Here is a 26681-nt window from a genome sequence, read left to right as displayed (position 1 = left end):
CCAGTTGAACTCAGTTGTATCGGTGCGGGCGCCAATATGAAAAATGAATTCCACTTCCTGATAATTCTGATCAAGCCAGTCAAAAAAGGCTTCCCGATCTACCCGTTCCTGAATCCGCTTTCCGGTCAGATTAGCTTCTTTCTCAGGATTCGAGAAATCATCAACAGCAATGATGAAATTGAAATTTTCCTGATTCAGTTTGCTGATCAAACAACTTCCGATAAAACCAGCGGCTCCCGTAACTATGATCATAAAGCGGTAATTGTAAAGGTATTCGATCCGATAATTCAGTAAGTATCAGTGGAAACGAAACGAAATTGGCTGTAAATATACACTTTTTAAATTGGACTATAGAATAGCGTTTTTAGGGATTAAATTGTATTTTTCTTATATAGAACGATGGGTGTCATCATAACACTTATCGGAATCGTCGTTTTCATTTTTGTGAGCCTGGAACAGTTTGTACCTTTGCACTTCATTAACCAATCGGCGTTTCTGGCAACCGCCCTATCTAAACCAGAAAAATGGTATACATTAATCGAATAGAGCATTTTAACGCGGCTCACAGGCTCTTTAATCCAGCCTGGTCGGAAGAGCGTAATCAGGAAGTTTTTGGACCCTGTGCCAATGCCAACTGGCATGGGCACAATTTTGAACTCATCGTAACGGTCAAGGGAGAACCCGATCCTGACACGGGTTTTGTTATTGACCTGAAAGTGTTGGGTGATATCATCAGGCGGGAAGTGATTGAGAAAGTTGATCACAAAAACCTGAATCTTGATGTCGACTTTATGCAGGGGAAAATGGCCAGTTGCGAAATTTTTATTAAGGAAATCTGGAAAATTCTCGAACGCGCTCTTGAGCCCGTTACAGAAGCACATCTGCACCAGCTTCGGTTATACGAAACTCCGAAAAATTTTGTGGATTACTTCGGTGAGTAGAGACGCAACCGAGACGTCGGACCGCCCTTGCGTCTCATTGGCGTCAGCAGCAAACCATCCGGATAGGAGACGACGGGCATTGACTCTCTACAGATACTAATGACGTACTACGTAATTGCTGGTGAACGTTCGGGCGATCTTCATGGCGCTAACCTGATAAAAGCGATTCGGCATCATGACCCTGAGGCACAATTTAGAGCGTATGGTGGTGAACAGATGGAAGCGGCTGGCGCAACGCTCGTTCGGCATTACCGCGACATGGCGTTTATGGGCTTTTGGGAGGTTGCAAAGAACCTTGGCACAATCCGGCGTATCATGCGCGAGTGTCAGACTGATTTGCTGGCCCATCGCCCTGACGCGCTGATTCTAATCGACTACGCTGGTTTTAACCTTCGGATGGCCCGTTTCGCGAAAAAAAACGGCATCCGGGTGTTTTACTATATTTCGCCGAAGGTCTGGGCCTGGAATCAGCGTCGGGCGCTAAACATCAAAGCCAACGTAGATCGACTATTCACGATTCTACCATTTGAAACGGAATTTTTTGCCAAATACGATTATAAAGTCGACTACGTCGGAAACCCATTGCTGGATGCCCTCGCTGATTTTCAACCTGATGTAGCGTTTGCACAGCGAATCAATAATCCTTCCAAACCAATCATCGCTTTATTGCCAGGTAGCAGGCGTCAGGAAATTACGTCTATATTACCTACAATGCTGGCTGCTACGCGTCAGTTCCCAGACTATCAGTTTGTGGTGGGCACAGTAAGCAACCTTCCCACTACGTTGTATGATAGCTTTATGGCGGAATTTCCAGACGTATTGCGGGTCAGTGATGCCGCTTATGATTTGTTACACGTTTCGACGGCTGCGCTTGTTACATCGGGTACGGCTACACTCGAAACAGCTCTGTTGAACGTACCGCAAGTGGTCTGCTACAAAACAACGGGCGTATCCTATGCTATTGCCAAACGACTGATTGCGGTGCCCTTTATTTCGCTTGTCAATCTGATTGCGGGAAGTGAGGTGGTGAAGGAATTGATTCAGGACGATTTAACGCCTGCTAAGGTAACTGCCGAATTAAAGAAAATAATGCCGGGTGGCTCAGGTCGGGAGAAGCAATTGGCGGGTTACGGAGAGATACAGAAAAAAATGGGCGAACCAGGTGCTTCTGAACGTGCTGGAAAGCGAATGGTGGAAGAATTGTTACCGGCACAGGAAGCGTAGTACGTCTGACTAGTACGAACCTATCTGCGTTTTACTGCGTATATAATTCACATGTATCAACGGGTTGATCACTAACCTATTACTGTATGCTCTATTACACCCAACTTATTTTTGTGAAAGAAGGACAGGAGGCTGTTTTTCAGTCTTTTGAAGAGAAGGTATTGCCTTTACTGGAAAGCCACCACGGCGAATTGCTTCTCCGGGTAAGACCGTCCGACTCGTCAATCATTGCCGCTACGTTCGATAAGCCGTACGAGATACATCTGGTCAGTTTTCGTAGTCGGGAAGATTTCGAGACGTACCGGGACGATCCGCAACGGATTCAGCACATGCACCTGAAAGACCAGTCAGTCAGTCGTATGATACTGATTGAAGGCAAAGCCCTTTAGTGAACGGGGCACGGTTTATAGCTAACTCTTTGCTCAGTTCATTACCAGGGTGTAGGTTTTATTCGGCTGAGTCGGGAAATCATAAACCTGCGTAGTCGACGGTCCCGTCGCTGGCAACGTAGCATTGCCATAAAATGGGTTCGGGTTATTGCCCTGAGCGGGTTTAAGAGACACTCCATTGGCCGCCTTCAATCTATTCGGAACGCGGATTCGACAATTTCCGCCGAGCATAGACCGAATAACAACTTTATTGATCTTTCCTTCCTGCCAGTCCAGCGAAACGATTTCGAAACCACCTCTTGCACGTAGCCCTTTCACTTGTCCTGCTTTCCACTGATCGGGGAGAGCCGCTAATAACCAGATATCGCTCAGATGACTTTGCAGCAACATTTCGGTCATGCCCGAAATGCCGCCGAAATTACCGTCGATCTGAAAAGGCGGGTGTGCGCAGAACAGGTTTGGATACGTACCGCCAGCTTTGGCGTACTGGGTGCCTTCTACGCCGGAAATTTTCAGTAATTCACGCAGCAGTTTGTAGGCATGATTTCCATCGTTCAGGCGAGCCCAGAAGTTAATTTTCCAAGCTTTGCTCCAGCCCGTACCATCGTCGCCCCGCAGTTCCAGGGTTTTCCGGGCGGCAGCTGCCAGATCGGGCGTCGTAAGCGGAGCAATCTGACGGCCGGGGTGAAGAGCAAACAAATGGGATACGTGCCGGTGAAGCGGGTCAACATCGTCAAAATCTTTGTACCATTCCTGCAAATTGCCTTTTTTGCCAATCCTGAAAGGATACAATTTACTACGTTTCTCAATGAGCTGCCGACGGAAATCCGGATCGTTATTGAGTGCCATCGACGCTTCAATTACGTTCGTAAACAAATCCCGGATGATGCTTATATCCATTGTCGTCGCTACCGAAACCTCTCCTTTTTTGCCATCGGGCGCAATGAACACGTTCTCAGGCGTAGTGGAAGGAGCCGTAACCAGATAACCATCTTTGTCGGCTATTAACCAGTCGGAGCAGAACTGAGCTGCCCCTTTCATTAATGGATAGGCTGTTTCGCGTAAGAACTTCTGATCGCCTGTAAAGCGGTAATGATCAAATAAATGCTGACAGAGCCAGGCGCCCCCCATTGCCCAATTGGCCCACAATGGACTGCCTTTGCCCATATTGCCAACCGGATTCGACAAGCCCCAGATGTCGGTGTTGTGGTGGGCGACCCAACCACTGGCGCCGTAGAAATTTTTGGCCGTCGCCTGTCCCGTTGACGCTACGTCCTTAATCAGTTCAAATAAAGGCCGATGCAGTTCCGAGAGATTACTCATCTCGGCGGGCCAGTAGTTCATCTGGGTATTTATGTTGATCGTAAAATTGCTGCTCCAGGGTGGACGAACATGCGGATTCCAGATACCTTGCAAATTAGCTGGCGTACCGCCCGGACGGGAACTGGAAATGAGCAGATAACGGCCAAACTGATAATACAGGCTCTCTAAAGTCGGGTCGTTGGCTCCGTTCGTATATTGCATCAGCCGTTCGTCGGTCGGTAAAGATTCAGACGCAGCTTGGTTGGAAGGCTTCGCGGCACCGTTCGTCAGACGTAGCGATACGCGGTTGAAAAATGAATGATAATCGGTCAAATGTTCCTGATAAAGAGCATTGTATGATTTGCTGGCCGCTTTATTCAGATAATTTTCAACCAGCAATTTTTCGTTTTTGCCGTCTTTATCCGGGCACTTGTCGAACCCATTAAAGCTTGTAGCGGCTGAAAGCAGTAGTACTACGTTTGTAGCGTTGCTGATACGCAAACCCGCCGTATCGGCGACTGAAACGCCGTCGTTCGACAGGACGCGGACGCGTAACGCAAAGCGCATCCCACGGCACTGCGACGAATCATCATAGACAACAGGCTGAGCGTTTTCATTGAAGTAATTAGGATCAGTATGGGCAGGTGCTTTGCCGTTGAGGGAAATCTCCCGATTGTCGACTACGGCATTCCGATAACGGAGCTTACTTCGCGTAGAGGCTGTAAAATTCAGCTGGCCGGGTTTATCGGCCATTAGCCGAACCACAATCACCTGATCGGGTGCTGATACAAACAACTGGCGGGTATACGTAACGCCGTCTATTGTAAATCGGGTAGTGGACGTTGCCTCAGTAATGTTCAGGTCGCGGTAATAATTGGTAGGTTGTCCAGTGAACGGCTGCCGAATAACCAGATCGCCCAATGGTTCGTAGGACTCTGTGTAGAGCCCCTGCATTTTTTGGGTCAGCGACGTAGCAAGTTCGTAATTTTCCTCAGTCAGCGCTTTTCGGATTTGCGGCAGATAAGTAGGGGCTTCAGGATTGGGATTCGAATTAACCGGACCGCCTGACCATAGCGTGCTTTCATTAAGTTGTAGTTGTTCCTCCGCTACGTTTCCCCATACCATAACCCCTAAGCGTCCATTACCAATGGGTAAGGCTTCATTCCAGTTACGGGCTGGCTGTTTATACCAGAGCTTGAGCGATTGAGCAATGGTCGGGTGAATCAAAAAAGTGAAGAGGGAAATCAGAAGTATAAAAGCACGCATGTAGTTAAAGAACAGAGGCTAGACAACCTGTAGAGCGATATGTGAGCTAAGCGATTCCGGGTAACTTTTTACTGGTATATAGCACCATTTCGTTCCCAGCCGGAAATTTAGTGATTAGAACGACTTACTGCTCCGTCGATTCGATAAAATCCAGGTTTTCGGTGATACGTTCTTTCGTTAAGGAACGTATTGGTGTAGATAGTAATCGCCGTATAATTCATCCAGGTAAATCAGGAATTGTAAAAACGGGTCTCGTATTTTATTGACCAAACCCTGCTTACTTTTACCTTATCTAGTGGCAAGATAGTAAACCTTCTATGCGTATGAAACGGTTTTTTCTCTCGGCTATAATCGTAATGGTTGGCTACGTAACAGCATCGGCACAATGCTGGCAAGGCCAGATTGGCACAAATCTCGCTACGTTGCCGGGGCGTTCCATTGAACTCGCTACAGCCTGGAGCCCCGACCTGAATCGGTGGGCGTTAACGATTAATGCAGGCTATACGTATCGAAATCATTTCAGTGCCGCTCCGTCCGGTTATATGTGCGACTGCGGTCTGGATAAAGTAAACACATCGGGGGCTTTTTTGAAAGTGGGTTACCGAACCGACGTACTACGTTCCATAAGGCCGCAGGCTAAAATAGGCATACCGATCGGACTGATTTTGATTGGTTCGCAGTACCAGCAGGAAGGCGTAATTCAGTCATTTCCAGATGGTAATAGCCGCTATATAACGGAATCGGCGCGCGGGTTTGTGATAGGAGCCGGATTGACGGCGGCTATGAATATTCGGTTTTCGGAGCGCTGGAATCTGGATCTGGGTCTTCAGAAATTCGTCGGCTTCAAAAGACGTACTGATTATTTGCTGCTCAGGGACTACATGACCCATCAGCCTGGGGTTGGCCTTACCAACTGGAAGAGTTTCTGGCCCGGTATGCAGGGCATCGTTACGGTAAATTATCGCTTACGCGGATTGTAGAGCCAGTCATCGTTAGTATGCTCCTGATGAGCTTGTTAGGGTCGGGTGAAAAACCTTTACAGCCACTTCGGGGTTATCGGCGAAAGTTTTCATCAATTCAGTTCACGTTACGTATGGCAGATAATATCAAAACGGCGCTCGTTACGGGCGGCTCAAAAGGCATTGGCTATGGCATTGCGGAAGTTCTCATCAACGATGGTATTCGGGTTGCCATTACCAGCCGTTCATCGGTAGCCGCCGAGTTGGCTGCAAAAAAACTCAATGAAATTAAAGAAGGATATGCACTCGGTGTGGCCGCTGACGTACGTGATCTGGCGTCGCAGCAAAAAGCGGTCGATGCGATAATCGGCGAGTGGGGACGGCTTGACTACGTAGTGGCCAACGCAGGCGTAGGACACTTTGCTTCGATTCAGGAACTAACCCCCGAGCAGTGGCATGAAACCATTGATATTAACCTGACGGGCGTTTTTTTTACCGCCAAAGCGACACTCGGCGCATTGAAAAAATCGGAAGGTTATTTTATTACGATTGCGAGTCTGGCGGGTACCAATTTCTTTGAAAAAGGGGCGGCCTACAATGCCAGTAAATTTGGCTTAGTTGGTTTTACACAGGCGGTTATGCTCGATTTACGTAATGAAGGTATCAAGGTGACAACAATTATGCCCGGTTCCGTAGCGTCGTATTTCAACGACCATCAGCCTAGTGAAAAAGACGCCTGGAAAATCCAGCCTGAAGATATTGGTCAGATCATCGTAGACCTCATTCACATGCCTGCCCGTACGCTGCCCAGTAAGATTGAAGTGCGTCCGACACGGCCAGGTGGCAACTAATGCTGAAAAGCCGAATCACCACCAATCCCATCGAAAGCAGTGACATTTTTAGTGAGGCAGTTATCTCTGATTCCTATATTCAGAAATACGAATGATCGAGGCTGATTCTACGATGGGGTCAGCCTCGGCTTGTTTTCGGCCAGTAAAGGAAGCTTTACCGTAAAATGACCGTCGCTGTCGGTAATGATGGGGGCTGGCTGATCGAGCAGACGGTATTTGGCTGTAATGTTGGATAAACCAACCTGGTTGGAAGCCATGCGTATGCTTTTGAGTTGGAGGTTGTTCTGCACACGGAGCCAACCATCCGACGTAGTATCAATCGTAATATGCAGGGGCTGAGTGAGCTGGACTCGATTGTGTTTAACGGCGTTTTCAACCAGTAGTTGCAAAGTTAAGGGGGGCAAAAACTGGTTTCTGAATTCGGGCGTTACGTTTATCGTCAGCCGAACGCCTTTCTGATGGCGGGTCTTCAGAAGATAGTAGTATGACTCAATAAAAAATAATTCCTTGTCCAGCGTCGTCAGATTTCCTTCATTAGTTTGCAAAAGGTATCGATATACTTTCGCAAGTTCATCAACAAATTGCTCAGCCTGCCTCGGTTCCTCGCTGATTAGCGAAGAAAGTGAATTCAGGCTGTTGAACAGAAAGTGAGGATTCACCTGGTTTTTCAGGACGTCGAGCTGATTCAATAAGGCTTCCCGCTTATAAGCCTCAGCTTGCAGACTATTTTCCCGCCATTTGGTAAGCGTATAATACAGCTCATACATGCACAGGGAAATGATATTTGAGCCGAGTCCTATCCAGAAAATCGTTATCTGAGTCGAACGGGTAGGGGTAAATTCAAAAAATGATACGTTCTGATAGATATAAAACGCGCTTAATTCTGTAGCGAGCGTAAGAAAAAAGAAAACCGGGAATTCAAACACCATGCGTTTAGGCGTTTGTGAAATCTCCGGGTACTGATTCGTAATCCAGCGTATTATTGCTGTCTGGGCTACCAGTAAAAATAAGCAAATCAGATAAGCACTAAGGGATGCGATCAGGAAAATACGCCAGTCTTCGAAATAACGTGATCCGAGCCAGACGTAGTTGCCCAGGGGAACAGTCCACGATACCAAACCAAGAAAGATCCAGATACTCTGCGTCGGTATATTAACAAAAGGAAGCGGAAAAAGCCGACGGGAAAAATTGGTCATAGAGGAAAGCACCGGTCGCCCGATTCAGACAAATGTTTTCATTTAATTCTGATCGTTGACAACAGGTGCTAATATCCGCAATTATTTTAATGGAATCAATAATAGCCAACGTAGTGATGTCGGCGGGTCCGTTCATGCGGTTCTCAAACCCGACATCACTACGTTAAATCACAAATTCTCGAAGAGCCTAATGGCTTCTTGATTGCCTTTCTGGCGCGCTATATCGAGGGCCGTCAACCCCTGAGCATCTCGTATCGACGGATCAGCACCGCGATTGAGCATAGTTTTAACCAACTCGTTTTGGCCAAACATCGTAGCAAACATGAGGGCTGTGCTGCCATTTTTGTTCTGTAGGTTCAGGTCAGCGCCGAATTGTATCAATAGTTCGGCAATCTCGCGGTAACCTTTGAAGCAAACGCCCATTAAAGCTGTATTACCGGCAACATCCTGAACGTTGACGTCTGCTTTCGCATCCAGCAAAAGTTGTGTCGCTTCAAGATGTCCGCCGTAGACTGCCAGAACCAGGGGCGTAAAACCTTTGTCATTTTGTACGTTGACATTAGCAGTGGTGCTGATCAGTTGATTGAGGTGATCGACATCGCCCTGGCGGGCTGCGTCGAATAATGGATCATTGGTTTGGGCAGAATAGAAAGACATAGATGAGACGTATGTAGCTGTTTTGAACGTAACAAACAAAAGCTGACTCTGTGTTTCAAAAAGAGCCCGGATCGCTGAGAAACGCTAAAAGAATGCCTGGATGCTGATGACTACTGACATAGGGCTGTCACTATCGACACGTTACTTTGTATAGTCAAAACCAACACAACTATGCTTCTCGAAACAGCCCCCAAAACCGCTTTCACCATTACGTCCTTCATCAGCGATTGCACGGCCTATAATAGTTGGGCCAACCGGCAACTAGCCAACTGGTTACAGGAAAAACCAGCCGAGCTTATGGATCAGGTGGTGCCGTCGAGTTTTCCAAGCCTGAAAGAAACGCTGGTGCACATCTGGGATACGCAACGGTTCTGGCTGTCGGTGTTACAGCAGGTGCCCCCTCCGTTATCGTTTCGGTTACATGGATTTTCCGGCAACGTCGAAGAGGTGTTTGCGGAAATTGTGGCCCAGTCGGAAGCGTTCGCTACGTATGTCGAAGCGCTTTCCGAAGAAGAGTTACAGGAGAATGTTCATTTTGACACGCCCTGGGTGTCAGGGAGTCGTACCCGGCTCGAATTCATTCAGCATTGCCTTAACCACAGTACGTATCACCGGGGGCAGCTGGTAACCATCGGACGTAACGTTGGCCTGACGGACGCGCCTATGACGGATTACAGCTTTTACTTCTTGATTGTAAAATAAAGACTATGTTCAGAAAAACGGGTTTGCTACGTCTGTCTCGCAGAAATGACGTAGTAAACCCGTTTTAAGTGTATGTACTATTCGCTTTCGCTGTTGACCTGTTACTTTCTGATCGTCCTGATTTCCTGACCGTCGCGGATTTCTTCGGAAGCGCTTTTGACGATGGTAATGCCCGGCTGTACATCCCCGAACACTTCAACCAGGCTATCCACTACGTTCCCTTTCTGCACCGATACCCACTGCGCCCGGTTGTCGGTCACCTTGATTAAAAACATTTTTTCGCTGGAACTGACGACGGCCGTTGTGGGCACAAACATCGTTTTTGTTGTTCGTTCGATGGGCATCAGTACGTCGGCATACATACCCGCTTTCAGTTCATGCGACGCATTCGGTACGTCGAACTCGGCCATCATCGAGCGATTGGCTTCGACCAGGCTCTGTGCTGACCGCGCCAGTTTTGCGTTGAAACGACGATCGGGCATCGAATTGACCGTGAATGAAACGGAACTCCTGGCGGGCAACTGATTCGCGAACGTTTCGGGAATGGCCACCGTCAGACGTAACGTCCGGCTGTCTTCCAGCACAAACAACGGTTTCCCGCTATCGCCTGCACCTACCAGCGCCCCCGGACTGATGTTCCGTTCAATAACAATCCCATCGAAGGGGGCTGTAATAGTCAGATACTGACGCAATTCGCTTTTGGCCTGATAGTTCGAACGGGCGGCCTGAACCGTGCCGCGCCCCATGGCTACCAAAGCACTATCTGACTGCATTTTCGCCTGTGCCTGATCAAGTTCGTTCAGAGAGACAGCGCCTTCCATTTTTGCTGTCTGAAGTAAACGCTGATACGTAAGCCGACTAGCACGGGCGCGAGTTGTCTGCTCAACCAGATTGGCTTCCTGCGCCTGAACCTGCGCCTGCGCCTGGCTAAGTTCCGAAATGACTTCGGGGGCATCGAGACGAGCCAGAACCTGTCCTTTACGTACTACGGTTCCCCGGTCGACCGAAATGTCGCGTACAAATCCTTTTACTTTAGCATACATATTAACCCGGTTCCAGGGCTTCAACTCGCCGGGCAACGTAACGCGCTTGCTCGGTTGCAGTGCCTGAACAGTTGTTACGCCAACCTGTTGTATGTCAGGCTCTTTTGCGGGTGTTTTGTTGTCGCTGCTGGCTGTTGAGCAGGCCGTCATGGCAACAGCAACGGAGGCAGTGCCGATAAGTGTCAGAAGCGGTTTCATATGGATAATGATAAAATGTCTGAAGATTGAATGATCGAATTACAGGCTATGGCTCAACTCTTGTTGTTCCTGGCGATAATATTTACTTTCAGGATCTTCGGGGTCGAGTGATACGGACTGAGTTGTTGCTTTCGCCTGAAGTTGAGTAAAGACACAAGGCAAAATCAGCAGGGCCGCCAGCGTGGAGGCAATCAATCCACCGATAACAGCCTGACCCAGGGGGGCAATCTGATCACCGCCTTCCCCCAGTCCCGACGCCATCGGTACCATTCCTGCAATCATCGCGATACTGGTCATTAGAATCGGGCGAATCCGGCTGTTGGCTGCCATAACCGCAGCTTTACGCGTATGGCCAATTTCCAGCCGCAGGTTTTCAGCATTGGTTACCATCAGAATAGCATTGGCAACCGATACGCCCACCGACATAATCAGCCCCATATACGATTGCAGGTTCAACGTAGCGCCACACGCCAGCAACATCAGCAAAGCCCCAGCCACCACCGCCGGGATGGCCGCCAGAATCACCAGTGATAATTTAAATGACTGATAATTAGCCGCCAGCAGCAGGAAAATAATCACAATGGCTACCAGCAGACCCGTTTGCAAACTGCTCAGTGTATCGGTCAGCAGATTGGTTTGTCCGCCCATTTCGACCAGCACACCACGGGGCGGTTCGCCTGCTTCTTTGATGGCATTCTCAACAGCTTTCTGGGCCGTACCGAGGTCTTTCTTCTGTAAATTAGCCGTGATTGTCACCAACCGGTTTGGCCCAGCGCGGTCGTATTCACCCGGTGCCGTTCCTTCCGAAAACGTCGCTACGTCCGATAGGAGCGGGCGCATCTCACCACTACGTAACGGAATATTGCCAATGTCGTTGGCGCTGCTCATCTGGTATTCTGGAATCTGTACCTGCACCTGATACGCCAATCCTTTTGACTCATCGAGCCATAAGTTTTTGTCTGTAAAACGGCTCGACGACGTAGCAGCCACCATCGAACGAGCAACCTGTGTTGACGTAACACCCAATTGACCGGCTCGTTCACGGTTCATGGTTACGTTGAGAACTGGATAGGTTAGCGGCTGCGCAATCTGCACGTCGCGTAGGAAGTCGATCTTCGCCATTCGCTCCCGAATCTTGGCCGCAAACCGTCCCGCTTCGGCCAGATCTTTCGCGGCAACCGTTACTTCGATAGGCGTGGAAGCGCCCTGACTCATGATCTTTTCGGTTAACTCAATCGGTTCGAACGAAATACTGGCATTCGGCAAAGCTTTGGCGATACGTGTCCGCAAATCTTCTTTCAAATCGTCCATTTTTACTGGATGCTCTTCGTTCAGCGAAACCTGCAAAACGGCCTCGTGCGGACCACTATTGAACACGAAGATATTCGACGTACCGTAGCTGGACGGAACCGTGCCGACATAAGCTGATGAAATCTCGACGTTGTCTTTTCCGACCGCTTCTTTAATAATGTCCAGCACTTTCAACGTAGCCATTTCGGTACGTTCAACCCGCGTGCCATCGGGAATCCGAAGCCGCATCTGAAACTGATGACTGTTGCCATGCGGCAGAATGTCCGTACCGATCACCATAAAACAGACAACAATAATGGCCAGACTGCCCATGAGATAGCCACCTACAACCAGCCCGCGCCGATTCAGGATTTTTTCGAGTGTGGCAGTATACCGTTGCTTGAATTTTTCAAATCCTTTGGCGTTGACAACCGGTTTCTCGTCCTCAATCATGTGCCGTTCCTGCGCATCAAGCGCCAGCGTTGGAGCTTCGTGGGCTGGATGACTTTTCAGCAGCCAGTTGGCCATCACCGGAACGAACGTTTGTGAAAGCAGAAACGACGCAATCATGGCAAAACCTACAGAAAGCGACAGTGGCAGGAACATCGAACGTGGTACGCCACTCATCACAAACGCGGGTGCAAACACAGCCAGAATGGCGAGTAAAATCAGGAATTCCGGGAAGACGATTTCCTTACAGGCGTCCCAGATCGCTACGGCTTTGGGTTTGCCCATTTCCAGGTGCTGGTGAATATTCTCAATCGTCACCGTGGCCTGGTCAACGAGAATCCCGATGGCCAGCGCCAGCCCGGATAAGGTCATAATATTGATCGTTTGCCCGAACAGGTTGAGCATGATCACCGCCGATAGAATCGAAATCGGAATAGTCAGTACCACAATGATTACGCTACGCCAGTCGCGGAGGAACAGCAGCACCATCAGACCAGTAAGCACAGCACCCAGGATACCTTCCGTTGTCAGGCTTTTCAGCGCGTTCGTTACGTAGACCGACTGATCGAATTCGTAGGAAATCTTTACGTCTTCTGGTACGGCCGCCTGGAGTTCCGGCATGGCCTTCCGAATGTTGTTTACTACGTCCAATGTTGATGCATCCGATTTTTTTACCACCGGAATATATACCGCCCGACGACCGTTGACCAGCGCATAACTTACCGTTACGTCGGCGCCATCCTCTACCGTGCCAATGTCCCGAACGAACACCGTCGGACCGGAACCTACCCGAATCGGGATGTTCAGAAAATCTTCGGGACGCTTTACCAGTGAGTTAACGGGCGTCATCAGCGTTTTTTCGCCGATGCGGATGTTACCGGCGGGGGAGGGCTGGTTGTTAGTCACGATGGATTTAATGACCTCTTCCGGCGTCAATTGATAACTACGTATCAACTGTGGATTAACCTTGATAATGACTGTCCGCTGGTTTCCCCCAAACGGTGGCGGACTGGAAACGCCCGGAATCCGCGAAAACATTGGCCGTACGCGTGAAGAAGCGTAATCCTGAATTTCGTTCAATGATCGGCTTGGACTTTCAAAGACGAGTTGGCCAACGGGTACCGAACTGGCATCGAATCGGACAACCTGGGGCGGTACTGTCCCTTCGGGCATGTAGGCTTTGGCGCGCGATACGTTGTTAGCGACCTCTGCGGCTGCCTGCGCCATGTCAGTTCCGGGATAAAATGAGAGTTTGATGAGCGATAACCCCTGAATGGTTTTTACGTCGATGTCGCGGATACCCGATACGTAGAGAAAGTGGTCCTGATAACGGGTGGCGATGAAGCCGTCCATCTGGTCAGGTGCCATGCCGCCGTAGGGTTGCACGACGTAAATCGTAGGCAGATCAAGGTTGGGGAAAATGTCGACCGGTATGGTAAACAGCGACATCACCGAGAAAAAAAGAAGACCCATGACCGCTACGACAACCGAGATAGGCTTTCGAAGCGCCGAACGAATGATGTTGTACATGATTGATTAGTTTTCTGTTTTCCGTTTACAGTTTTCCGTTGCTGGCGCGTCAGCCAACTGTAAACCGTAAACAGGGAACTGTAAACCCATTTATTTTACCTGATTCATAAATAGCGACAGATCTCCTTCGGCGGCAGCTTTCAGGAGCAGAAAACGCCAGACATTGCTAACCGCTACGTAGCCATCGACTTCGGCGCGATTTAACGTAACGACGCTCTGGAGTAGCGTAGGCAAATCGGTCAGACCACTGGCATAACGCGATTTCGCCTGGTTGTAAGCCTGCCGGGCAGCCTGCAACTGAATTGGTGCCTGCCGGGCCTGTTCCATAGCTACCTGATACTGGGTTTCGGCTTCCTGATATTGACGGGTGATCTGTAATCGCTGCGTGTTAAATAATTGCCGTGAACGCTCAACCTGAAACTGTTCGGCCCGGTAATCCTGATGGGCACGTAGCAGATTGGTCAGATTCCAGCGCGCAACAATGCCGAACAGGTAATTCCCGACCTGATAGCCAAGTCCGTTGATCTGATTATTTAGGAAAATATCGCCTTGATTCGAGAAGCCCGAACCGCGAGCATTACCCACGCCAACCAGCGAAATAATAGGCATACCCGACCGCTGAGTGGCTAAACTCCGGGCCGCCGACAAGGTAATCTGCGATTGAAATAAGCGTAACGTAGGGTTTTTGGGCGAAAGCGAATCGGACAGGAAAGTGCTGTTTGGAAGCGCGTTATAAAATCGCATACTATCCACTTGCATACCGCTCTGAAGCTGCCCTGCCAGTTCAGAAAGGCGCAGTCGTTGCACTTGCTCCCGTTGCTGACTTTCCAGTAAAAGCAGTCGGGCACGTACCGCTTCGGCCGTTGCCAGCGCACTATCGACACCTGCCCGCATACCCGAGCGAACGCCCGAGTCGACTACGCGCTTAAACGTCTGCGCCCGCTCGAGGTTGCTTTGCTGAATATGAACGAGTTTTTGATTGATCAATAGAAGCAGATAGGCGTCAATCGTGCGTACCTGATGCTGGAAAATCTCGTTTTCGTAATCGGCCTGGCTACGTTGCAGATCGGCTTTCGCTACGTTAATATTCGCTTTTATACGCCCAAACGTAATGGCTCGCCACTCGATTGAAGCGGTAGTAAAACTGCCGAAACTGGCTTGCGAAACCGCAACCGGCCGTACCCCGCCCGAAGTCGAAATATTGACCGCTTCATTCGGAAAAAACGACCCATTCAAGCTATTGCTGGTGGCGTAATTGTACTGATGCTGTAGCGATATAATCGGCAACAGATCCGTCTGACTGGCCTGTATCCGCCGTTCGGCACTACTGATTTCGGCCTGCTTGGCTTTGAGAAATGGATACTGCCGAATACTTTGCTCGAGCACCTGGCTGAGATTCAGGGACTGTCCCCACGCCGGAAGCACTAGTAGACTGAGAATTAGTAGAAACAGCCAGTTTGCGGACGTAACAACAAATCGTTGTCGAAACCGGGAGAATGGTATGTTCTTCATGCTCAATAACCCGACCGCTCTTTATTACCATTACGATCAAGTGATTGCAAAACACGAAACCAATTCTGGAAACATTTTGGAAAACAAACTATTGACAGAAGATTCAGTCGCTTTTTGTTAATTACGGTTCCCTCAAATACTTACACATACGTAATGGAAGTAATAGTACTACGTTGCATCAAAACAAAAAGTCCAGAATCTTTCCAACATTGCCTTTTACTTTAGCGGCTGTGTAAGCTGACAAAAGTATGAAAGTATTGGTTGTAGAAGACGAGCGAGGGCTGGCTGAGAGTATTACTGATTACATGGAAAAAGAAGGTTACATCTGCGAAACCGTGTCGACTCTCATGGAAGCCGATGAGAAAATCCACCTGTATGCGTACGACTGCGTGATCGTTGATCTGACCTTGCCCGACGGTAACGGCTTTCAACTGATTGAAAGCCTGAAACGGCTGGTTGCCACCACGGGCGTGATCATTATTTCGGCACGTAACGCGCTGGAAGACAAGTTAAAAGGGTTGGAAATCGGCTCAGATGACTACCTTACTAAGCCGTTTCATCTGTCGGAGCTGAATGCCCGCGTGAAATCACTGCTACGTCGAAGGCAGTTCGGCGGACATACGGAAATCCGCTTTCGGGAGATCAACGTCGTGCCGCATAACCGCAATGTATTTGTTAATGGTCAACTGACGACGCTCTCACGTAAGGAGTATGATCTGCTGCTGTATTTTCTGTCGAATGTCGACGTAGCGCTTACCAAAGCGTCTATCGCTGAACACCTCTGGGGCGACAACATCGACTCGGCTGATTCGTTCGATATGGTGTACTCGCACATTAAAAATCTGCGCCGGAAGTTGCTCGAAAAAGGAGCTGCCGACTACGTGCAGTCTATTTATGGAATCGGCTATAAATTCAGTCAGCCTTGAAACTGCTCACGAAAACCAACCGTATTTACCTGGCGTTCTCGCTCGTGATTTACCTGCTTACCGCGCTGGCCATTTACCAGATTGTGCGTTTGCTGATTTACGAAGAGGTTGAGAATCGGTTGAAGGTCGAACGGCGGGATTTTGAGACCTATGTGCGGACACACAACAGCTGGTCGACGATTCCTTATTTCGTTGAGAATAAAATTCAGGTAACGCGGGTACGTCGCCCGGTAACGCTCAGGGAGGAGTTTTCGGATACGCTGATTCGCAATCGCTACGATGATGAGCTAATTCCGTTTCGGCAACTAACGTTCTATCAGCCAATTCAGGGGGTAATGCACCGGGTCGAAATCCGTAAGTCGTTGATTCATACGTACCGACTCATTGAGGTTATTACCGTGACAATGATTCTTTTCCTGGGGCTGCTGCTGCTGGGTACGTTCTGGTTTCAGGGGAAGCTGTCGGGTCAGCTCTGGCACCCTTTTTACGACACGCTCTCCCGGATCAAGCGATTCGACCTTAGTAGCGACACGTCCCTGCAACTGGATAAACCGGAAATTACGGAGTTCAGCGAATTGAACGACGTACTGCAAAAAATGGCGGCCAAGATGCAGCAGGATTACCGGAGCCTGAAAGAATTTACCGAGAATGCGTCGCATGAAATGCAAACGCCCCTGGCGCTCATCAACGCCAAAGTAGAACAACTTATCCAGACGGAACAACTGACCGAAATTCAAACCCAGTGGATTGAAACCATTTACCAGGCCTCCCGACGAATCTCGCGACTCAATCAGGGATTGCTCTTGTTGGCTAAGATCGAGAACCGGCAATTTAGCGATCGGCAACGTATCGATTTAGCTGATTTACTGGTCCAGAAACTGGCTGATATGGAAGAGGTGTTGGCGTTCCGGCAGATATCGATAGAATCCAAAACGAATGCTATGTTCGAAGTTCAGTTGCCGGGTGCACTGGCTGAAAGCCTGGTCACAAATCTGGTGAGCAACGCCATTCGGCATAATTACCCAAATGGCCGAATCGAATTGACGTCGACAGCCGACAAGCTATGTCTGAGTAATACTGGTGGGGAACTGACTTCCGACCCGGAGCGACTGTTTGAGCGGTTCAAGAAGGAAAGTGCCGGCCCCGATTCGGTTGGCCTGGGGCTGGCCATTATCCGGCAAATCTGCGATAGTTACGGCCTGCGGATTGCGTACCAGGAAGCCGGAGGTATTCACCAGTTTTGCATTACCCGTTCGACGCCCTAATCAGGCTGCGAGGGTAGTTTTTCCGATGAACTGTGGCGTTTGAACCGATACGTCAGTCCAACCACTACGTTATATTTTCCGGAAGCCTGTTGAGGAGTAAACACGCCACTCTCGAACGTAGCAGGGTTATAATTTGTCTGGTTGACGGCGCCCACCTGCACAATCCAGTTTGGGCTTAACTGATAGCCAATGCCTGCATAAAATCGGTTTCGTTCGAAAACTGGTCCGATGGGGTTCAGGAAAATCTCATCATAAATCGACAAAAAGAAGGTTTTATCGGTAATCGTTCGGTTGTTGATCGGTATGAATGTATTCAATCGGTAACGAATACGGTTGCGGAACGATTCGGCTCCATCTCGAAAGGTAAACCAACGCTGTTCAATTCGGTACCTATGTTCAAATTTCAGGCGTGAAAGGTACTGATTAACAATAAGTTGTTCCCATAACCGCTTTTCGCTATTGAGCGGACCTGCTGAAAGATCTTTATAATCATACGTAGCGTATTGCCCGCCAGCCACCATCAGCGTGAAGTTCCGGTCAATGTCGTAGCTGATGCCACCTTTGAGCTCATAGTAAAAATACTGCTTAAACATGGCATTGCTACGTGCCTGAATTTCAGCAAAACCGCCCCACTTTTTTTCACCGCCTGGTACCTGAATCGTACCTATAAACCACGATCCCCAGGGAGTAGGCGAGGTCAGCGATGTTTGGGCCAACAAAGAGCGAAAGGAGAAAACCGTCAGAAAAGCGGTCAGGAAGAGAGCGAAGCGAAAACGATTCACGTAGGAAATACTTAATTGCGTCCGGGCAAAATTAGGTACTGTTAACCAGCAGTGAATCTGATAGAATGAGAGTTAACAATTTCATAATCTATAAATTCGGTTGTTAACAATTTGGTAATATTTCGCCCTCAACAAGCCGATCGGGCTTCTTTTGAAATTTCCGTAACTGCCTTTTAATCAATTCAATTTGCAAAAAACGGCTGCCGTTGTTCTTCATATACCATTATTTCCTACTTTGTTTTTAATCCCTCTTAACTAAAACCGTATGCTCATGAAAATCTCCTTTACCCAACGGACGCTGCTCATGCTGAGCCTTTCAGCAGGCGTTACGTCCACCGTACTGGCCGGTCCGGCTCCAAAACCAAGTGCTGTCCGTAAATACACCATCGAACAGTTTATGAAAACCATTCGCTTCGGTGGATCAGACATCTCACCCGACGAAAAGACCGTGCTGTTCAGCAGCAATCAGGATGGCGTTTTTAATTTGTACGAAATGCCATTCGATGGTTCTGGTCAGCCCAAGCAGATCACAACGTCGAAATCGGATGCCATCTTTGCCCTTGGTTACTTGCCCGACGGCCGAATTCTTTACACCAGCGATCAAGGTGGAAACGAGCTGGATCACATCTACCTACGCGAAAAAGACGGAACCGTTAAGGACTTGACAACTGCGGAGAAGGCAAAATTTCAGTTTGGCGGGCTGAGCCACGATCGCAAGAGTTTTTTCTATCAGTCGAACCAACGGAACAAGGCGGCTTTCGATGTATATGAAATGGACGTAGCGACGATGAAGCCGAAATTGGTTTTTGAAAATCCTGGCGGCTTTTTTCCCGGCGACGTATCGCCCGACAGACGTTACGTTACACTTGCTAAAGTCATAACAACGGCGAATAGCGATGTATATCTGTATGATACGCAGACCAAGGAAACCAAGCTGCTCACCAAACATACAGGTGATGTGAATAACGGCCCGGCTGGGTTTACGCCTGATGGAAAAAAACTGCTGATTTCAACGGACGAAGGCAGCGAGTTCTCGTACGTGAAAGCGTATGATCTGTCTACTGGACAAAGCACGGTGCTGGACCAGGCCAAATGGGATATCGTAGCCGATTATCCTTCTTACAAAGGACGTTACCGCGTTTTGATGATCAACAACGATGCCCGGACCGAGTTGAAAATTATTGATACGCGAACGAATCAGACCGTCAAACTTCCGACACTTCCCGGTGGTGACGTAACGGGTGTAAGCATTACCGATAGTGAGGATCGAATGACGTTTTATGTCAATAGCTCTAATTCGCCCTCAACGCTTTATTCTTACGATTTTAAAACGGGAAAGGCAACGCCGTTGGTGCGTGGTTTAAATCCTGAAATCAACGCCGACGATCTGGTGGCGGGCGAAGTGATTCGTTATAAATCGTTCGATGGTATGGAAATACCGGCTTTGCTGTATAAACCCAAAGACACAAAAGCGGGCGATAAACTTCCGGCGATTCTTTCGATACACGGCGGGCCGGGTGGCCAGACCCGGTTAAACTATTCTCCTTTGGTGCAATATTTAGTAAACAGTGGCTACGTAGTGCTGGCCGTAAATAATCGGGGCAGTTCGGGCTACGGTAAAACGTTTTACGCAGCTGATGATCTAAAGCACGGCGACGCTGATTTGAAGGATTGTGTTGAGTCGAAAAAATTCCTAATTGGCACAGGCTACGTTGATCCCACAAAGATTGGTATTATGGGCGGCTCGTATGGTGGCTACATGACACTGGCCGGGCTCACCTTCACCCCCGATGATTTTGCCGTGGGGGTTGATATTTTTGGCGTAGCGAACTGGCTTCGTACGCTGAACAGTATGCCCGAGTGGTGGGGACCGCAACGCGAAGCCATGTTTAAAGAACTGGGCCATCCGAGAACGGATTCGGTTGCGCTCTACAACAAGTCGCCCCTGTTCCATACGAAGCGAATCAAAAAACCGCTGTTGGTTATTCAGGGCGCGAATGACCCACGCGTACTAAAAATCGAGTCGGATGAGATTGTTGCGAACGTCAAAAAGAACGGCGTTCCGGTTGAGTACGTTACGTTTCCGGATGAGGGGCATGGGTTTGTGAAGAAAGAAAACGAAATCACCGCCTACAAAGCCGTTCGGGATTTTCTGGATAAATACCTGAAAGGAGCCGGGCAGTAGTGAAGCCAGATAAACGTAACAGCCCGAAAGCGTCTAACTTTCGGGCTGTTACGATATAAAAAGAAGTGCGCTAAATTAATTCACTTTGGTAAAAACCACACTGCCAAACAGCTTTACGCCTGTTACTTTCGATTCACCTTCATAGACGAACTCAGCCCGTTGGCCATCGCGCATAATGAACAGTGTTTTGCTTTGAGGAATCAATTCGCGGGATTCGCTTTCCCAGCGAGGTTTTGCGTAGAGTTTGCCGTCTCGCTGGATTACTTCAAAAACGTAGTTGTCCCGTTTGTAGCTACCCAGGAGCGATTCCGTTTGAGCGCTGCTCAAGGGTGATCGTTGCAGTTGCAAGGTTTTGCTGAAGTCCCATCCGTAAGCTGCCGAAATGCTGTTGAGCAATTCCTGAGCCATCTCCGTACCGTTGTCCGAATTAGTCATAATGATCACCCCATCGCCTTTGTAAGCATGAGCCACCATCAGGCATCGAAATCCTTCGTTGGCTCCATTATGACTAAAAATCAGCGAGTCGCCGGAACTACGTAGCGCCGGACCCAGACCCGTACTTCCCAGATGTTTGGTAAGCATCTGTTCAGCCATCTTCCTGGAAATTACTTTGTTCGATTTTCCCTGTAACGATTGCTGAACCTCGATAACGTAGCGGGCCAGGTCGGATGGCGTTGTCCACAAACCAGCGGCTGCCATTTCGGGATACGTGTGCCACAAACCCTTTACCGGTTGCTCATTTGCTTTGTAGGCTGTAGCGGCTAGCGCATCAAATCTGGAAGGTAGCGGCTGCTCATATGTACTGTGCGTCATGCCGAGTTTCGATAAGACGGTTTCCTGCATGATCTCAGGAAAGGATTTGCCAACCTGATCAACCATTGCTTTTTGCATGACGGTATATCCTCCACCCGAATACCGATTGATTTTGCCCGGAATCGTGTCGGGTAAGATAGCCCTGGAGTTTGCCGGGCCTTCGCCTTTCAGAACCTGAATCAGCGTAGGAACGGGTCTGCCTTTTGCGTAGCCACCAAAGCCGTGAACCGTCAGCCCGGCGGTGTGGGTCATCAACCGACGTAGCGTGACTTTTTCGGTTGTTGTGAACTTGTTGTCCGGTACCTGCCAGTCTTTCAGATACGTATTGATATTGGCATCCAGAGATAGCTTACCCGCTTCGACCCAATGCAGTGCAGCAAAGGCCGCAACGGGTTTACTGATCGAAGCTGCCTGAAACAACGTGTTGGCATCAACCAGCCGGTTGGCTTCCCGGTCAGCAAAGCCGTAACCTTTGGCCCATTCGATTTTACCATCCCGAATCACGGCAACACTAAGGCCCGGCACTTTATAATGCGCCATCCGATCCTGAATCGAAAACTGCTTAACCGAATCGCCTGCAACGACGAGGATAGGAGAAAGATTGGTTTCTACCTTACGGATCTTTTCAGAGAGCGGTTGGCTGTTAGCTGAAGACCATAGGATCAGGCAGGTAAGTAAAAGAAACGTAGTACGCATCTTGGCATAAATAATTTTTGCCCGTAAGGTAACTAATTCCAGCGTCCGTATACAACAAATAGGCACATGAAAAATAAGACTACGTTCAGCCAGACGGTTCGTTTCTCGTTACGTTGGTAATGAATCATGCCAGCTGGCAGCATAATCAGCCCCAAACACGCAGCTGCAATTGGCGTTAGCATCGGCATAATCTGCGTGTACCATGGAACCAATAAACCCACCGCTCCCAGTAATTCGGATACGCCAATAAAACGAATAAGTGGTGTCGACAGATGTTCAACCCCGGTCTGACCGATAGCCACCAGTTCAGAAGCTGACCGGGTCGATTTCATCCAGCCAGAGTAACCAAAGACGATAGCCAGAAAGAGTTGACTTGCCCAAAGTGCGACGTTCATATCCTTGATTTTGAGAGTGATTGGTCGCAAAATTGGGTGACGTCGCTACGTATTCCTTTGACAATTGTCAAAATCGGTAAGCTTAACCTTTAAATCTGCGCGCGCATTCGGCTAAGGGTTTCGGCGCTCATACCTAAGTACGATGCCACCATGCCAAGCGGTACGCGCTGCACGATAGTTGGGTTAAGCGCCATCAGGTTACGATACCGTTCGAGAGCTGTAGCAAAATGAAGTTCGTCGAACCGCTGCTGCACTAGTAATAAACCTTGACTGGCAAGCAGGCGTCCTAATCGCTCGATCTCGTGATGCTGCTGGTAAAGCTTTTCCAGATCCTGATGCGATATGGCCCAGAGTACAGAAGGCTCCAGCAGTTCAACGATACGTCGGTCGGGTTGCTGCGTAATGAAACTACTGATTGATACCGCAAACTGGCCTTCGGCACTCAGCCAGTCAGTTACGTCTTTACCGTCTTTGTAATAATACGTCCGGGTTAAGCCACTTTCAATAAAATAGACCCATTGACAAACCGTATTCTGCTGTACCAACACATGCCCTTTCTCCAGCGCCAGCCGCTTAAGCACGCTCGCCAGCGCTGACTGACTAATAGACGACAACGTAGTGATATGGCTAATAGCCTCCAGAAATGGGTTGTTCATGGGCATTAACTCATTGAAAAAGAAAGTAATCGTATATCGTTCGCGTGACTTCGGCGATGGTACGTTCGCGGACAGCGCCAGGTTTTTTTGACGATTTGACAAAGACGGAAATCGCTACGTGTCCGGCGCCATCTGGCAACGTAATGATGCCCACATCACTGGCAGTCAGACCGATGGTTCCGGTTTTGTGCAGAACCTCTGTGTCGGGTGGCAGCGAACCTTTCAGGCGGGCCAGTCCGGTTTCGCAGCGTTTCATGATGTCGAGTATCAGGGCTTTACTATCCGGCTTAAGAACGGGCTGCGTGTATAACTTGCTGAGCAGCAACGTCATCGCTTCCGGGGTCGACGTATCGCGGATGTCATTCTCAAACGCTACGTAGCTGGCTTCCCGGTTTTGGGGCGTATTGAATTTAGCGAGGGAATCGTAACGCGCTGGTGACCAGGCCTGATTTATATCCATCGGTATTCCTACACAGTCGGCTATGAGCCAGGCCGTCGGACGATTCACCTGCAGACCTTCGACGCCGAGCCGTTTCATACAGGCGTTTACCGAAGCTGGTCCACCCGCCAAACGCAGACAGATATCAGTTGCACTGTTGTCGCTAATGAGCAGCATCAGTTCGAGCAAACTTCTGACCGACAACGACAAACCGGGGCTGGTTGCATTGGGCCAATCGAAACGCTCTGAAAGCATGCCACTGCCCGGATGTAAGTCATTTTTCGTGATCGGTACCAGTTGATCGAGCGTTACGCTACCGCTATCTACACGGCTCAGCAACTGCGTAGCAATTGCCACTTTGTAGGAACTCGCCATTGGAAAGGGTTCCTTGCCGTTTTGCGTGATGGTTTTGCCGCTCTCGATATGCGTAGCGCATATTCCTACTTTTCCAGCCGACAGATTCGACAAACGAAGAAGTTCCTGTTCAAGACGAACGGGTACGGTAAATGCGGGCTGAACGTTGACCGCTTTACTTGCTTTGGGTTTCTGGGCAAATGTCAGTAGGGAACAAAAAAGTAACGTGATCGTAAGTAGTCTGGTAAAGAAGTGCATAGGTTATCGATGATTGAGTAAATGATTATTTCTTACGGGCTGGGATGGCCGCTGTTATGGTCATTTCAACGCTGGCACCGAATACCAGTTTAGCTACGCCCACCGTTGTTCGGGCTGGGTAATTGCCTGCTCTGAAATACTTCTGATAAACCGCATTCATTTTCGGGAAATCATCCATATTGCTCAGGTAAACCGTTACACTAACCACATTCTCGAGCGATGTACCGGCGTCTTTCAAAACCGCTGCAATGTTCTGAATCGTCTGAGCGGTTTCGGTTTCAATTCCTCCTGCTACCAGCTTACTGGTTTGCGGATCAGTACCGACCTGCCCCGATACAAACAAAAAACCGTTGCTGATAACCCCCGGACTAAACGGATAGGGAAGAGGTGGTACGTTGCGAGGCTGAACAATCTGCTTTGTCTGTCCAGACGCAAAAAAGCTAATGCTTAGGCAAATTATACAAAGAGCAAGATGCTTCATACGATAGAGTCGATAAAGTTGGCATTGCCAACATGAATACTGTCTTTTATTTTTGTATTCTTAATTATGAGGCTGTTTAAACTTTCAGAGAATAAATAGCGGAGAGATCATTTTTTGTCATTTCGACCGGAGGGAGAAATCTCAATTATCCTATTAGTCAAGCTTGAGATTTCTCCCTCTGGTCGAAATGACAAAGCCACGTTAGTTTAACCCTCTTTTTAGAAAGTTTAAACAGGTTCTATATAATTTCTTGATAATAGAGGAGTTAAAACAATAATTCCTGCCAGGTTGCTGAGGCAGGAATTATTGCTTAGAAGCTAAATTTATCCGGTATCGGCAAAGTCAACCGTTACGAAAAAGCTTTTTCCAGGGTTTTTTCCGGGCCGATTGTCAATAACGACGTGAGATTTTTTGTTACCTGATCGGCAAAGCCGGGTAAGGCCGACAGGTCGGTTTGCCACAGCTTTACGTCTGACAAAACGCTTTTGACGAACGACTGAATCGTTGCCGGAGCGTTAGCTTTTACGGTTTTCCAGTCGCCATAGAAATAACCGGCTTTGTCGTCGCGAATTGGGTAGGTAATCTTACCGTCGTTTGCAATGGCGATTTCACCGTAAAATTGCCCATCTTTTTCTCGAACAGCTTTCATGAAAAGCAGATAGGCGCCAAAACCGAGCGCCATTCGCTGGGGTACAGCGTTAAATTTCTCGTAATAGCGCTCAAGTGTCGCTACGTTCCGGGCCTGCATTTTAGCCGTTTCCTGAAGCGAAATGTTGAGCAGTAAATGATCGAGGTAAGGGTTGCGGAACCGATCCAGCACGTCGTGAGCAAACTGCTTAACGGCCTCTTTATCCATACCTGGAATGCCATAGTCAGGAACGGTGGGTACAATTTCATCCAGCATGAGCGATTCGATAAACTTACTCATAGTTGGGTGCTTCATCTCCTCGGCAACTGTCTCCAGGCCAAGTAAATAGCCCAGTGGCATGGTCAGCGTGTGCGTCCCGTTCAGAACGCGCAGCTTCCGCTCCCGGTAGAAGTTTATGTCTTCGTCGATAATGATTTGGGGCGTATCGCCATCCGCAAAACCCAGTGTCTGCTTAACTCGGTCGTCCCCTTCAATAGCCCACAGATGATACGGCTCCGTCATGGTGAGTAATTCATCTTCATAGCCGGCTTCCGCTTCGATTGACTTTTGGGCTTCGTCGGTGGGGCGGGTCACGATACGGTCGACCAGCGAGTTGCAGAAGCGAACATGGAACTTGAGCCACTTCGTAAACAATTTACCCAGCTCGTTGTATTGCGCTAATTTTTCAACGGCTTCGCGAAGTTTCAGTCCGTTGTCCGTAACGAGTTCGGTTGGAATAACAATCAGCCCTTTCGCTTTTGAGCCGCCAACGCTACGGAAACGCTCATACAGAAACGACGTTAACTTGGCCGGAAACGATTGAGGAGGATTCTGAAAAATGCTTTCTTCAACGTAGTCCAGCCCAACTTCTGTTGTGTTGGAAATAATGATCTGCAACTTCGGGTTACGAGCGAGCATCAATACCTGGCTCCATTGCGTCTGGGCTGCCAGAACCCGACTGACTGCCGATACAACCGTCGTTTCGGATACGTTCTGTCCTTGCTGAACGCCACGAACCGCTACGGTATAAAGGTTGCCCTGATCCGTAAACTCATCCGTCTTGCTATCGGTAGATTTTACAATGACAATTGAACCTTCGAATTTTCCCTGGGCATTGGCTTTGTGGACCAGGTAGTCAGGCAATCCGCGTAACAGAACGCCGGTGCCGAATTGTAAGATTTTTTCAGGAAATGTGGGAGCGGGGTGAGTTGAACGATTTAGTTTGGCCATAGTTGGTCGGGATACAGTCTGCTCAGCAATCATCGGATAAAAGGCTCTACAACTAAAAGCTGG

General features: G+C 48.8%; 23 protein-coding genes. 9 read left to right on the top strand and 14 right to left on the bottom strand.

The window, feature by feature from the left end; all coding sequences use genetic code 11:
* A partial coding sequence (locus tag ACOJS8_RS26130; protein WP_420151502.1) for an NAD-dependent epimerase/dehydratase family protein occupies positions 1–252 on the bottom strand: 252 nt, incomplete at its 3' end.
* A 272-nt stretch (positions 253–524) separates the two neighbouring features.
* On the opposite strand from ACOJS8_RS26130, the gene ACOJS8_RS26125 reads away from it, so the two are divergent.
* The 3 genes from ACOJS8_RS26125 to ACOJS8_RS26115 all read left to right on the top strand — a co-directional run bounded on the left by ACOJS8_RS26125 (position 525) and on the right by ACOJS8_RS26115 (position 2554).
* Positions 525–941, top strand: a complete 417-nt coding sequence (locus tag ACOJS8_RS26125; protein WP_420151501.1) for a 6-pyruvoyl trahydropterin synthase family protein — start codon at positions 525–527, stop codon at positions 939–941.
* 99 nt (positions 942–1040) lie between these two features.
* Complete coding sequence (gene lpxB / locus ACOJS8_RS26120) at positions 1041–2165, top strand: lipid-A-disaccharide synthase (RefSeq protein WP_420151500.1); 1125 nt, start codon at positions 1041–1043, stop codon at positions 2163–2165.
* Positions 2166–2251: 86 nt separating this feature from the next.
* Entirely contained in the window at positions 2252–2554 is a 303-nt protein-coding gene (locus ACOJS8_RS26115; RefSeq protein WP_420151499.1) for a DUF1330 domain-containing protein, read from the top strand.
* 33 nt (positions 2555–2587) lie between these two features.
* On the opposite strand, the gene ACOJS8_RS26110 is transcribed toward ACOJS8_RS26115, so the two are convergent.
* Positions 2588–5122, bottom strand: a complete 2535-nt coding sequence (locus ACOJS8_RS26110; RefSeq protein WP_420151498.1) for a glycosyl hydrolase family 95 catalytic domain-containing protein — start codon at positions 5120–5122, stop codon at positions 2588–2590.
* 323 nt (positions 5123–5445) lie between these two features.
* On the opposite strand from ACOJS8_RS26110, the gene ACOJS8_RS26105 reads away from it, so the two are divergent.
* Complete coding sequence (locus ACOJS8_RS26105) at positions 5446–6102, top strand: hypothetical protein (protein ID WP_420151497.1); 657 nt, start codon at positions 5446–5448, stop codon at positions 6100–6102.
* Positions 6103–6215: 113 nt separating this feature from the next.
* Positions 6216–6932 (top strand): SDR family oxidoreductase, encoded by a 717-nt coding sequence (locus tag ACOJS8_RS26100; RefSeq protein ID WP_420151496.1) that lies wholly within the window; start codon positions 6216–6218, stop codon positions 6930–6932.
* 107 nt (positions 6933–7039) lie between these two features.
* Here ACOJS8_RS26100 and ACOJS8_RS26095 read toward each other — a convergent pair whose 3' ends face one another.
* Together ACOJS8_RS26095 and ACOJS8_RS26090 are read right to left on the bottom strand one after the other, a co-directional pair.
* Positions 7040–8128, bottom strand: a complete 1089-nt coding sequence (locus ACOJS8_RS26095) for a sensor histidine kinase (protein ID WP_420151495.1) — start codon at positions 8126–8128, stop codon at positions 7040–7042.
* Positions 8129–8296: 168 nt separating this feature from the next.
* Entirely contained in the window at positions 8297–8785 is a 489-nt protein-coding gene (locus ACOJS8_RS26090) for an ankyrin repeat domain-containing protein (protein WP_420151494.1), read from the bottom strand.
* 171 nt (positions 8786–8956) lie between these two features.
* Here ACOJS8_RS26090 and ACOJS8_RS26085 point away from each other — a divergent pair, with 171 nt between their 5' ends.
* Positions 8957–9487, top strand: coding sequence for a DinB family protein (locus ACOJS8_RS26085; protein WP_420151493.1), 531 nt, complete (start codon positions 8957–8959; stop codon positions 9485–9487).
* A gap of 101 nt (positions 9488–9588) precedes the next feature.
* On the opposite strand, the gene ACOJS8_RS26080 is transcribed toward ACOJS8_RS26085, so the two are convergent.
* The 3 genes from ACOJS8_RS26080 to ACOJS8_RS26070 form a co-directional block, all read right to left on the bottom strand.
* Entirely contained in the window at positions 9589–10728 is a 1140-nt protein-coding gene (locus tag ACOJS8_RS26080) for an efflux RND transporter periplasmic adaptor subunit (RefSeq protein WP_420151492.1), read from the bottom strand.
* A 39-nt stretch (positions 10729–10767) separates the two neighbouring features.
* Positions 10768–13998 carry an efflux RND transporter permease subunit gene (locus tag ACOJS8_RS26075; RefSeq protein ID WP_420151491.1) on the bottom strand — a complete coding sequence of 1077 codons (3231 nt, stop codon included), beginning with the start codon at positions 13996–13998 and terminating at the stop codon, positions 10768–10770.
* 90 nt (positions 13999–14088) lie between these two features.
* Positions 14089–15510: a TolC family protein gene (locus ACOJS8_RS26070; RefSeq protein WP_420151490.1), complete on the bottom strand. Its 1422-nt coding sequence runs from the start codon at positions 15508–15510 to the stop codon at positions 14089–14091.
* 248 nt (positions 15511–15758) lie between these two features.
* Here ACOJS8_RS26070 and ACOJS8_RS26065 point away from each other — a divergent pair, with 248 nt between their 5' ends.
* Complete coding sequence (locus ACOJS8_RS26065; protein ID WP_420151489.1) at positions 15759–16436, top strand: response regulator transcription factor; 678 nt, start codon at positions 15759–15761, stop codon at positions 16434–16436.
* Entirely contained in the window at positions 16433–17701 is a 1269-nt protein-coding gene (locus ACOJS8_RS26060; RefSeq protein WP_420151488.1) for a sensor histidine kinase, read from the top strand. Before ACOJS8_RS26065 ends, ACOJS8_RS26060 begins: the two co-directional genes overlap by 4 nt.
* Here the strand turns inward: ACOJS8_RS26060 and ACOJS8_RS26055 are convergent.
* Positions 17698–18483 carry a DUF2490 domain-containing protein gene (locus tag ACOJS8_RS26055; RefSeq protein ID WP_420151487.1) on the bottom strand — a complete coding sequence of 262 codons (786 nt, stop codon included), beginning with the start codon at positions 18481–18483 and terminating at the stop codon, positions 17698–17700. The genes ACOJS8_RS26060 and ACOJS8_RS26055 overlap by 4 nt on opposite strands.
* Before the next feature lie 271 nt (positions 18484–18754).
* On the opposite strand from ACOJS8_RS26055, the gene ACOJS8_RS26050 reads away from it, so the two are divergent.
* Positions 18755–20668 carry a prolyl oligopeptidase family serine peptidase gene (locus ACOJS8_RS26050; protein ID WP_420151486.1) on the top strand — a complete coding sequence of 638 codons (1914 nt, stop codon included), beginning with the start codon at positions 18755–18757 and terminating at the stop codon, positions 20666–20668.
* Positions 20669–20743: 75 nt separating this feature from the next.
* Here ACOJS8_RS26050 and ACOJS8_RS26045 read toward each other — a convergent pair whose 3' ends face one another.
* The 6 genes from ACOJS8_RS26045 to ACOJS8_RS26020 all read right to left on the bottom strand — a co-directional run bounded on the left by ACOJS8_RS26045 (position 20744) and on the right by ACOJS8_RS26020 (position 26618).
* On the bottom strand, positions 20744–22177 hold the full coding sequence (locus ACOJS8_RS26045) for a serine hydrolase domain-containing protein (protein ID WP_420151485.1): 1434 nt from the start codon (positions 22175–22177) through the stop codon (positions 20744–20746).
* Between the two features lie 32 nt (positions 22178–22209).
* Entirely contained in the window at positions 22210–22572 is a 363-nt protein-coding gene (locus tag ACOJS8_RS26040) for a DoxX family protein (protein WP_420151484.1), read from the bottom strand.
* An 89-nt stretch (positions 22573–22661) separates the two neighbouring features.
* Entirely contained in the window at positions 22662–23228 is a 567-nt protein-coding gene (locus ACOJS8_RS26035; protein ID WP_420151483.1) for a Crp/Fnr family transcriptional regulator, read from the bottom strand.
* Positions 23229–23238: 10 nt separating this feature from the next.
* Positions 23239–24279 carry a class A beta-lactamase gene (gene bla, locus ACOJS8_RS26030; RefSeq protein WP_420151482.1) on the bottom strand — a complete coding sequence of 347 codons (1041 nt, stop codon included), beginning with the start codon at positions 24277–24279 and terminating at the stop codon, positions 23239–23241.
* Positions 24280–24304: 25 nt separating this feature from the next.
* Positions 24305–24760, bottom strand: coding sequence for a RidA family protein (locus ACOJS8_RS26025; RefSeq protein ID WP_420151481.1), 456 nt, complete (start codon positions 24758–24760; stop codon positions 24305–24307).
* A 349-nt stretch (positions 24761–25109) separates the two neighbouring features.
* Positions 25110–26618 carry a tagaturonate reductase gene (locus ACOJS8_RS26020; RefSeq protein WP_420151480.1) on the bottom strand — a complete coding sequence of 503 codons (1509 nt, stop codon included), beginning with the start codon at positions 26616–26618 and terminating at the stop codon, positions 25110–25112.
* Positions 26619–26681: the final 63 nt, after the last annotated feature.

Origin of the sequence: Spirosoma sp. (genome assembly GCF_048594605.1) — a bacterium.
In the GTDB taxonomy this organism is placed as follows: domain Bacteria; phylum Bacteroidota; class Bacteroidia; order Cytophagales; family Spirosomataceae; genus Spirosoma.
This window is presented reverse-complemented; position numbering and strand designations above follow the sequence as displayed.

Bases quoted from the DNA above. Each gene is read 5' to 3' on its own strand.
- ACOJS8_RS26040 (WP_420151484.1), bottom strand. From the start codon at position 22,572: ATGAACGTCGCACTTTGGGCAAGTCAACTCTTTCTGGCTATCGTCTTT.
- ACOJS8_RS26080 (WP_420151492.1), bottom strand. From the start codon at position 10,728: ATGAAACCGCTTCTGACACTTATCGGCACTGCCTCCGTTGCTGTTGCC.
- ACOJS8_RS26070 (WP_420151490.1), bottom strand. From the start codon at position 15,510: ATGAAGAACATACCATTCTCCCGGTTTCGACAACGATTTGTTGTTACG.
- lpxB (WP_420151500.1), top strand. From the start codon at position 1,041: ATGACGTACTACGTAATTGCTGGTGAACGTTCGGGCGATCTTCATGGC.
- ACOJS8_RS26065 (WP_420151489.1), top strand. From the start codon at position 15,759: ATGAAAGTATTGGTTGTAGAAGACGAGCGAGGGCTGGCTGAGAGTATT.
- ACOJS8_RS26050 (WP_420151486.1), top strand. From the start codon at position 18,755: ATGAAAATCTCCTTTACCCAACGGACGCTGCTCATGCTGAGCCTTTCA.
- ACOJS8_RS26115 (WP_420151499.1), top strand. From the start codon at position 2,252: ATGCTCTATTACACCCAACTTATTTTTGTGAAAGAAGGACAGGAGGCT.
- ACOJS8_RS26095 (WP_420151495.1), bottom strand. From the start codon at position 8,128: ATGACCAATTTTTCCCGTCGGCTTTTTCCGCTTCCTTTTGTTAATATA.
- ACOJS8_RS26110 (WP_420151498.1), bottom strand. From the start codon at position 5,122: ATGCGTGCTTTTATACTTCTGATTTCCCTCTTCACTTTTTTGATTCAC.
- ACOJS8_RS26085 (WP_420151493.1), top strand. From the start codon at position 8,957: ATGCTTCTCGAAACAGCCCCCAAAACCGCTTTCACCATTACGTCCTTC.
- ACOJS8_RS26075 (WP_420151491.1), bottom strand. From the start codon at position 13,998: ATGTACAACATCATTCGTTCGGCGCTTCGAAAGCCTATCTCGGTTGTC.
- ACOJS8_RS26025 (WP_420151481.1), bottom strand. From the start codon at position 24,760: ATGAAGCATCTTGCTCTTTGTATAATTTGCCTAAGCATTAGCTTTTTT.
- ACOJS8_RS26125 (WP_420151501.1), top strand. From the start codon at position 525: ATGGTATACATTAATCGAATAGAGCATTTTAACGCGGCTCACAGGCTC.
- ACOJS8_RS26090 (WP_420151494.1), bottom strand. From the start codon at position 8,785: ATGTCTTTCTATTCTGCCCAAACCAATGATCCATTATTCGACGCAGCC.
- ACOJS8_RS26035 (WP_420151483.1), bottom strand. From the start codon at position 23,228: ATGAACAACCCATTTCTGGAGGCTATTAGCCATATCACTACGTTGTCG.
- bla (WP_420151482.1), bottom strand. From the start codon at position 24,279: ATGCACTTCTTTACCAGACTACTTACGATCACGTTACTTTTTTGTTCC.
- ACOJS8_RS26100 (WP_420151496.1), top strand. From the start codon at position 6,216: ATGGCAGATAATATCAAAACGGCGCTCGTTACGGGCGGCTCAAAAGGC.
- ACOJS8_RS26045 (WP_420151485.1), bottom strand. From the start codon at position 22,177: ATGCGTACTACGTTTCTTTTACTTACCTGCCTGATCCTATGGTCTTCA.
- ACOJS8_RS26020 (WP_420151480.1), bottom strand. From the start codon at position 26,618: ATGGCCAAACTAAATCGTTCAACTCACCCCGCTCCCACATTTCCTGAA.
- ACOJS8_RS26105 (WP_420151497.1), top strand. From the start codon at position 5,446: ATGAAACGGTTTTTTCTCTCGGCTATAATCGTAATGGTTGGCTACGTA.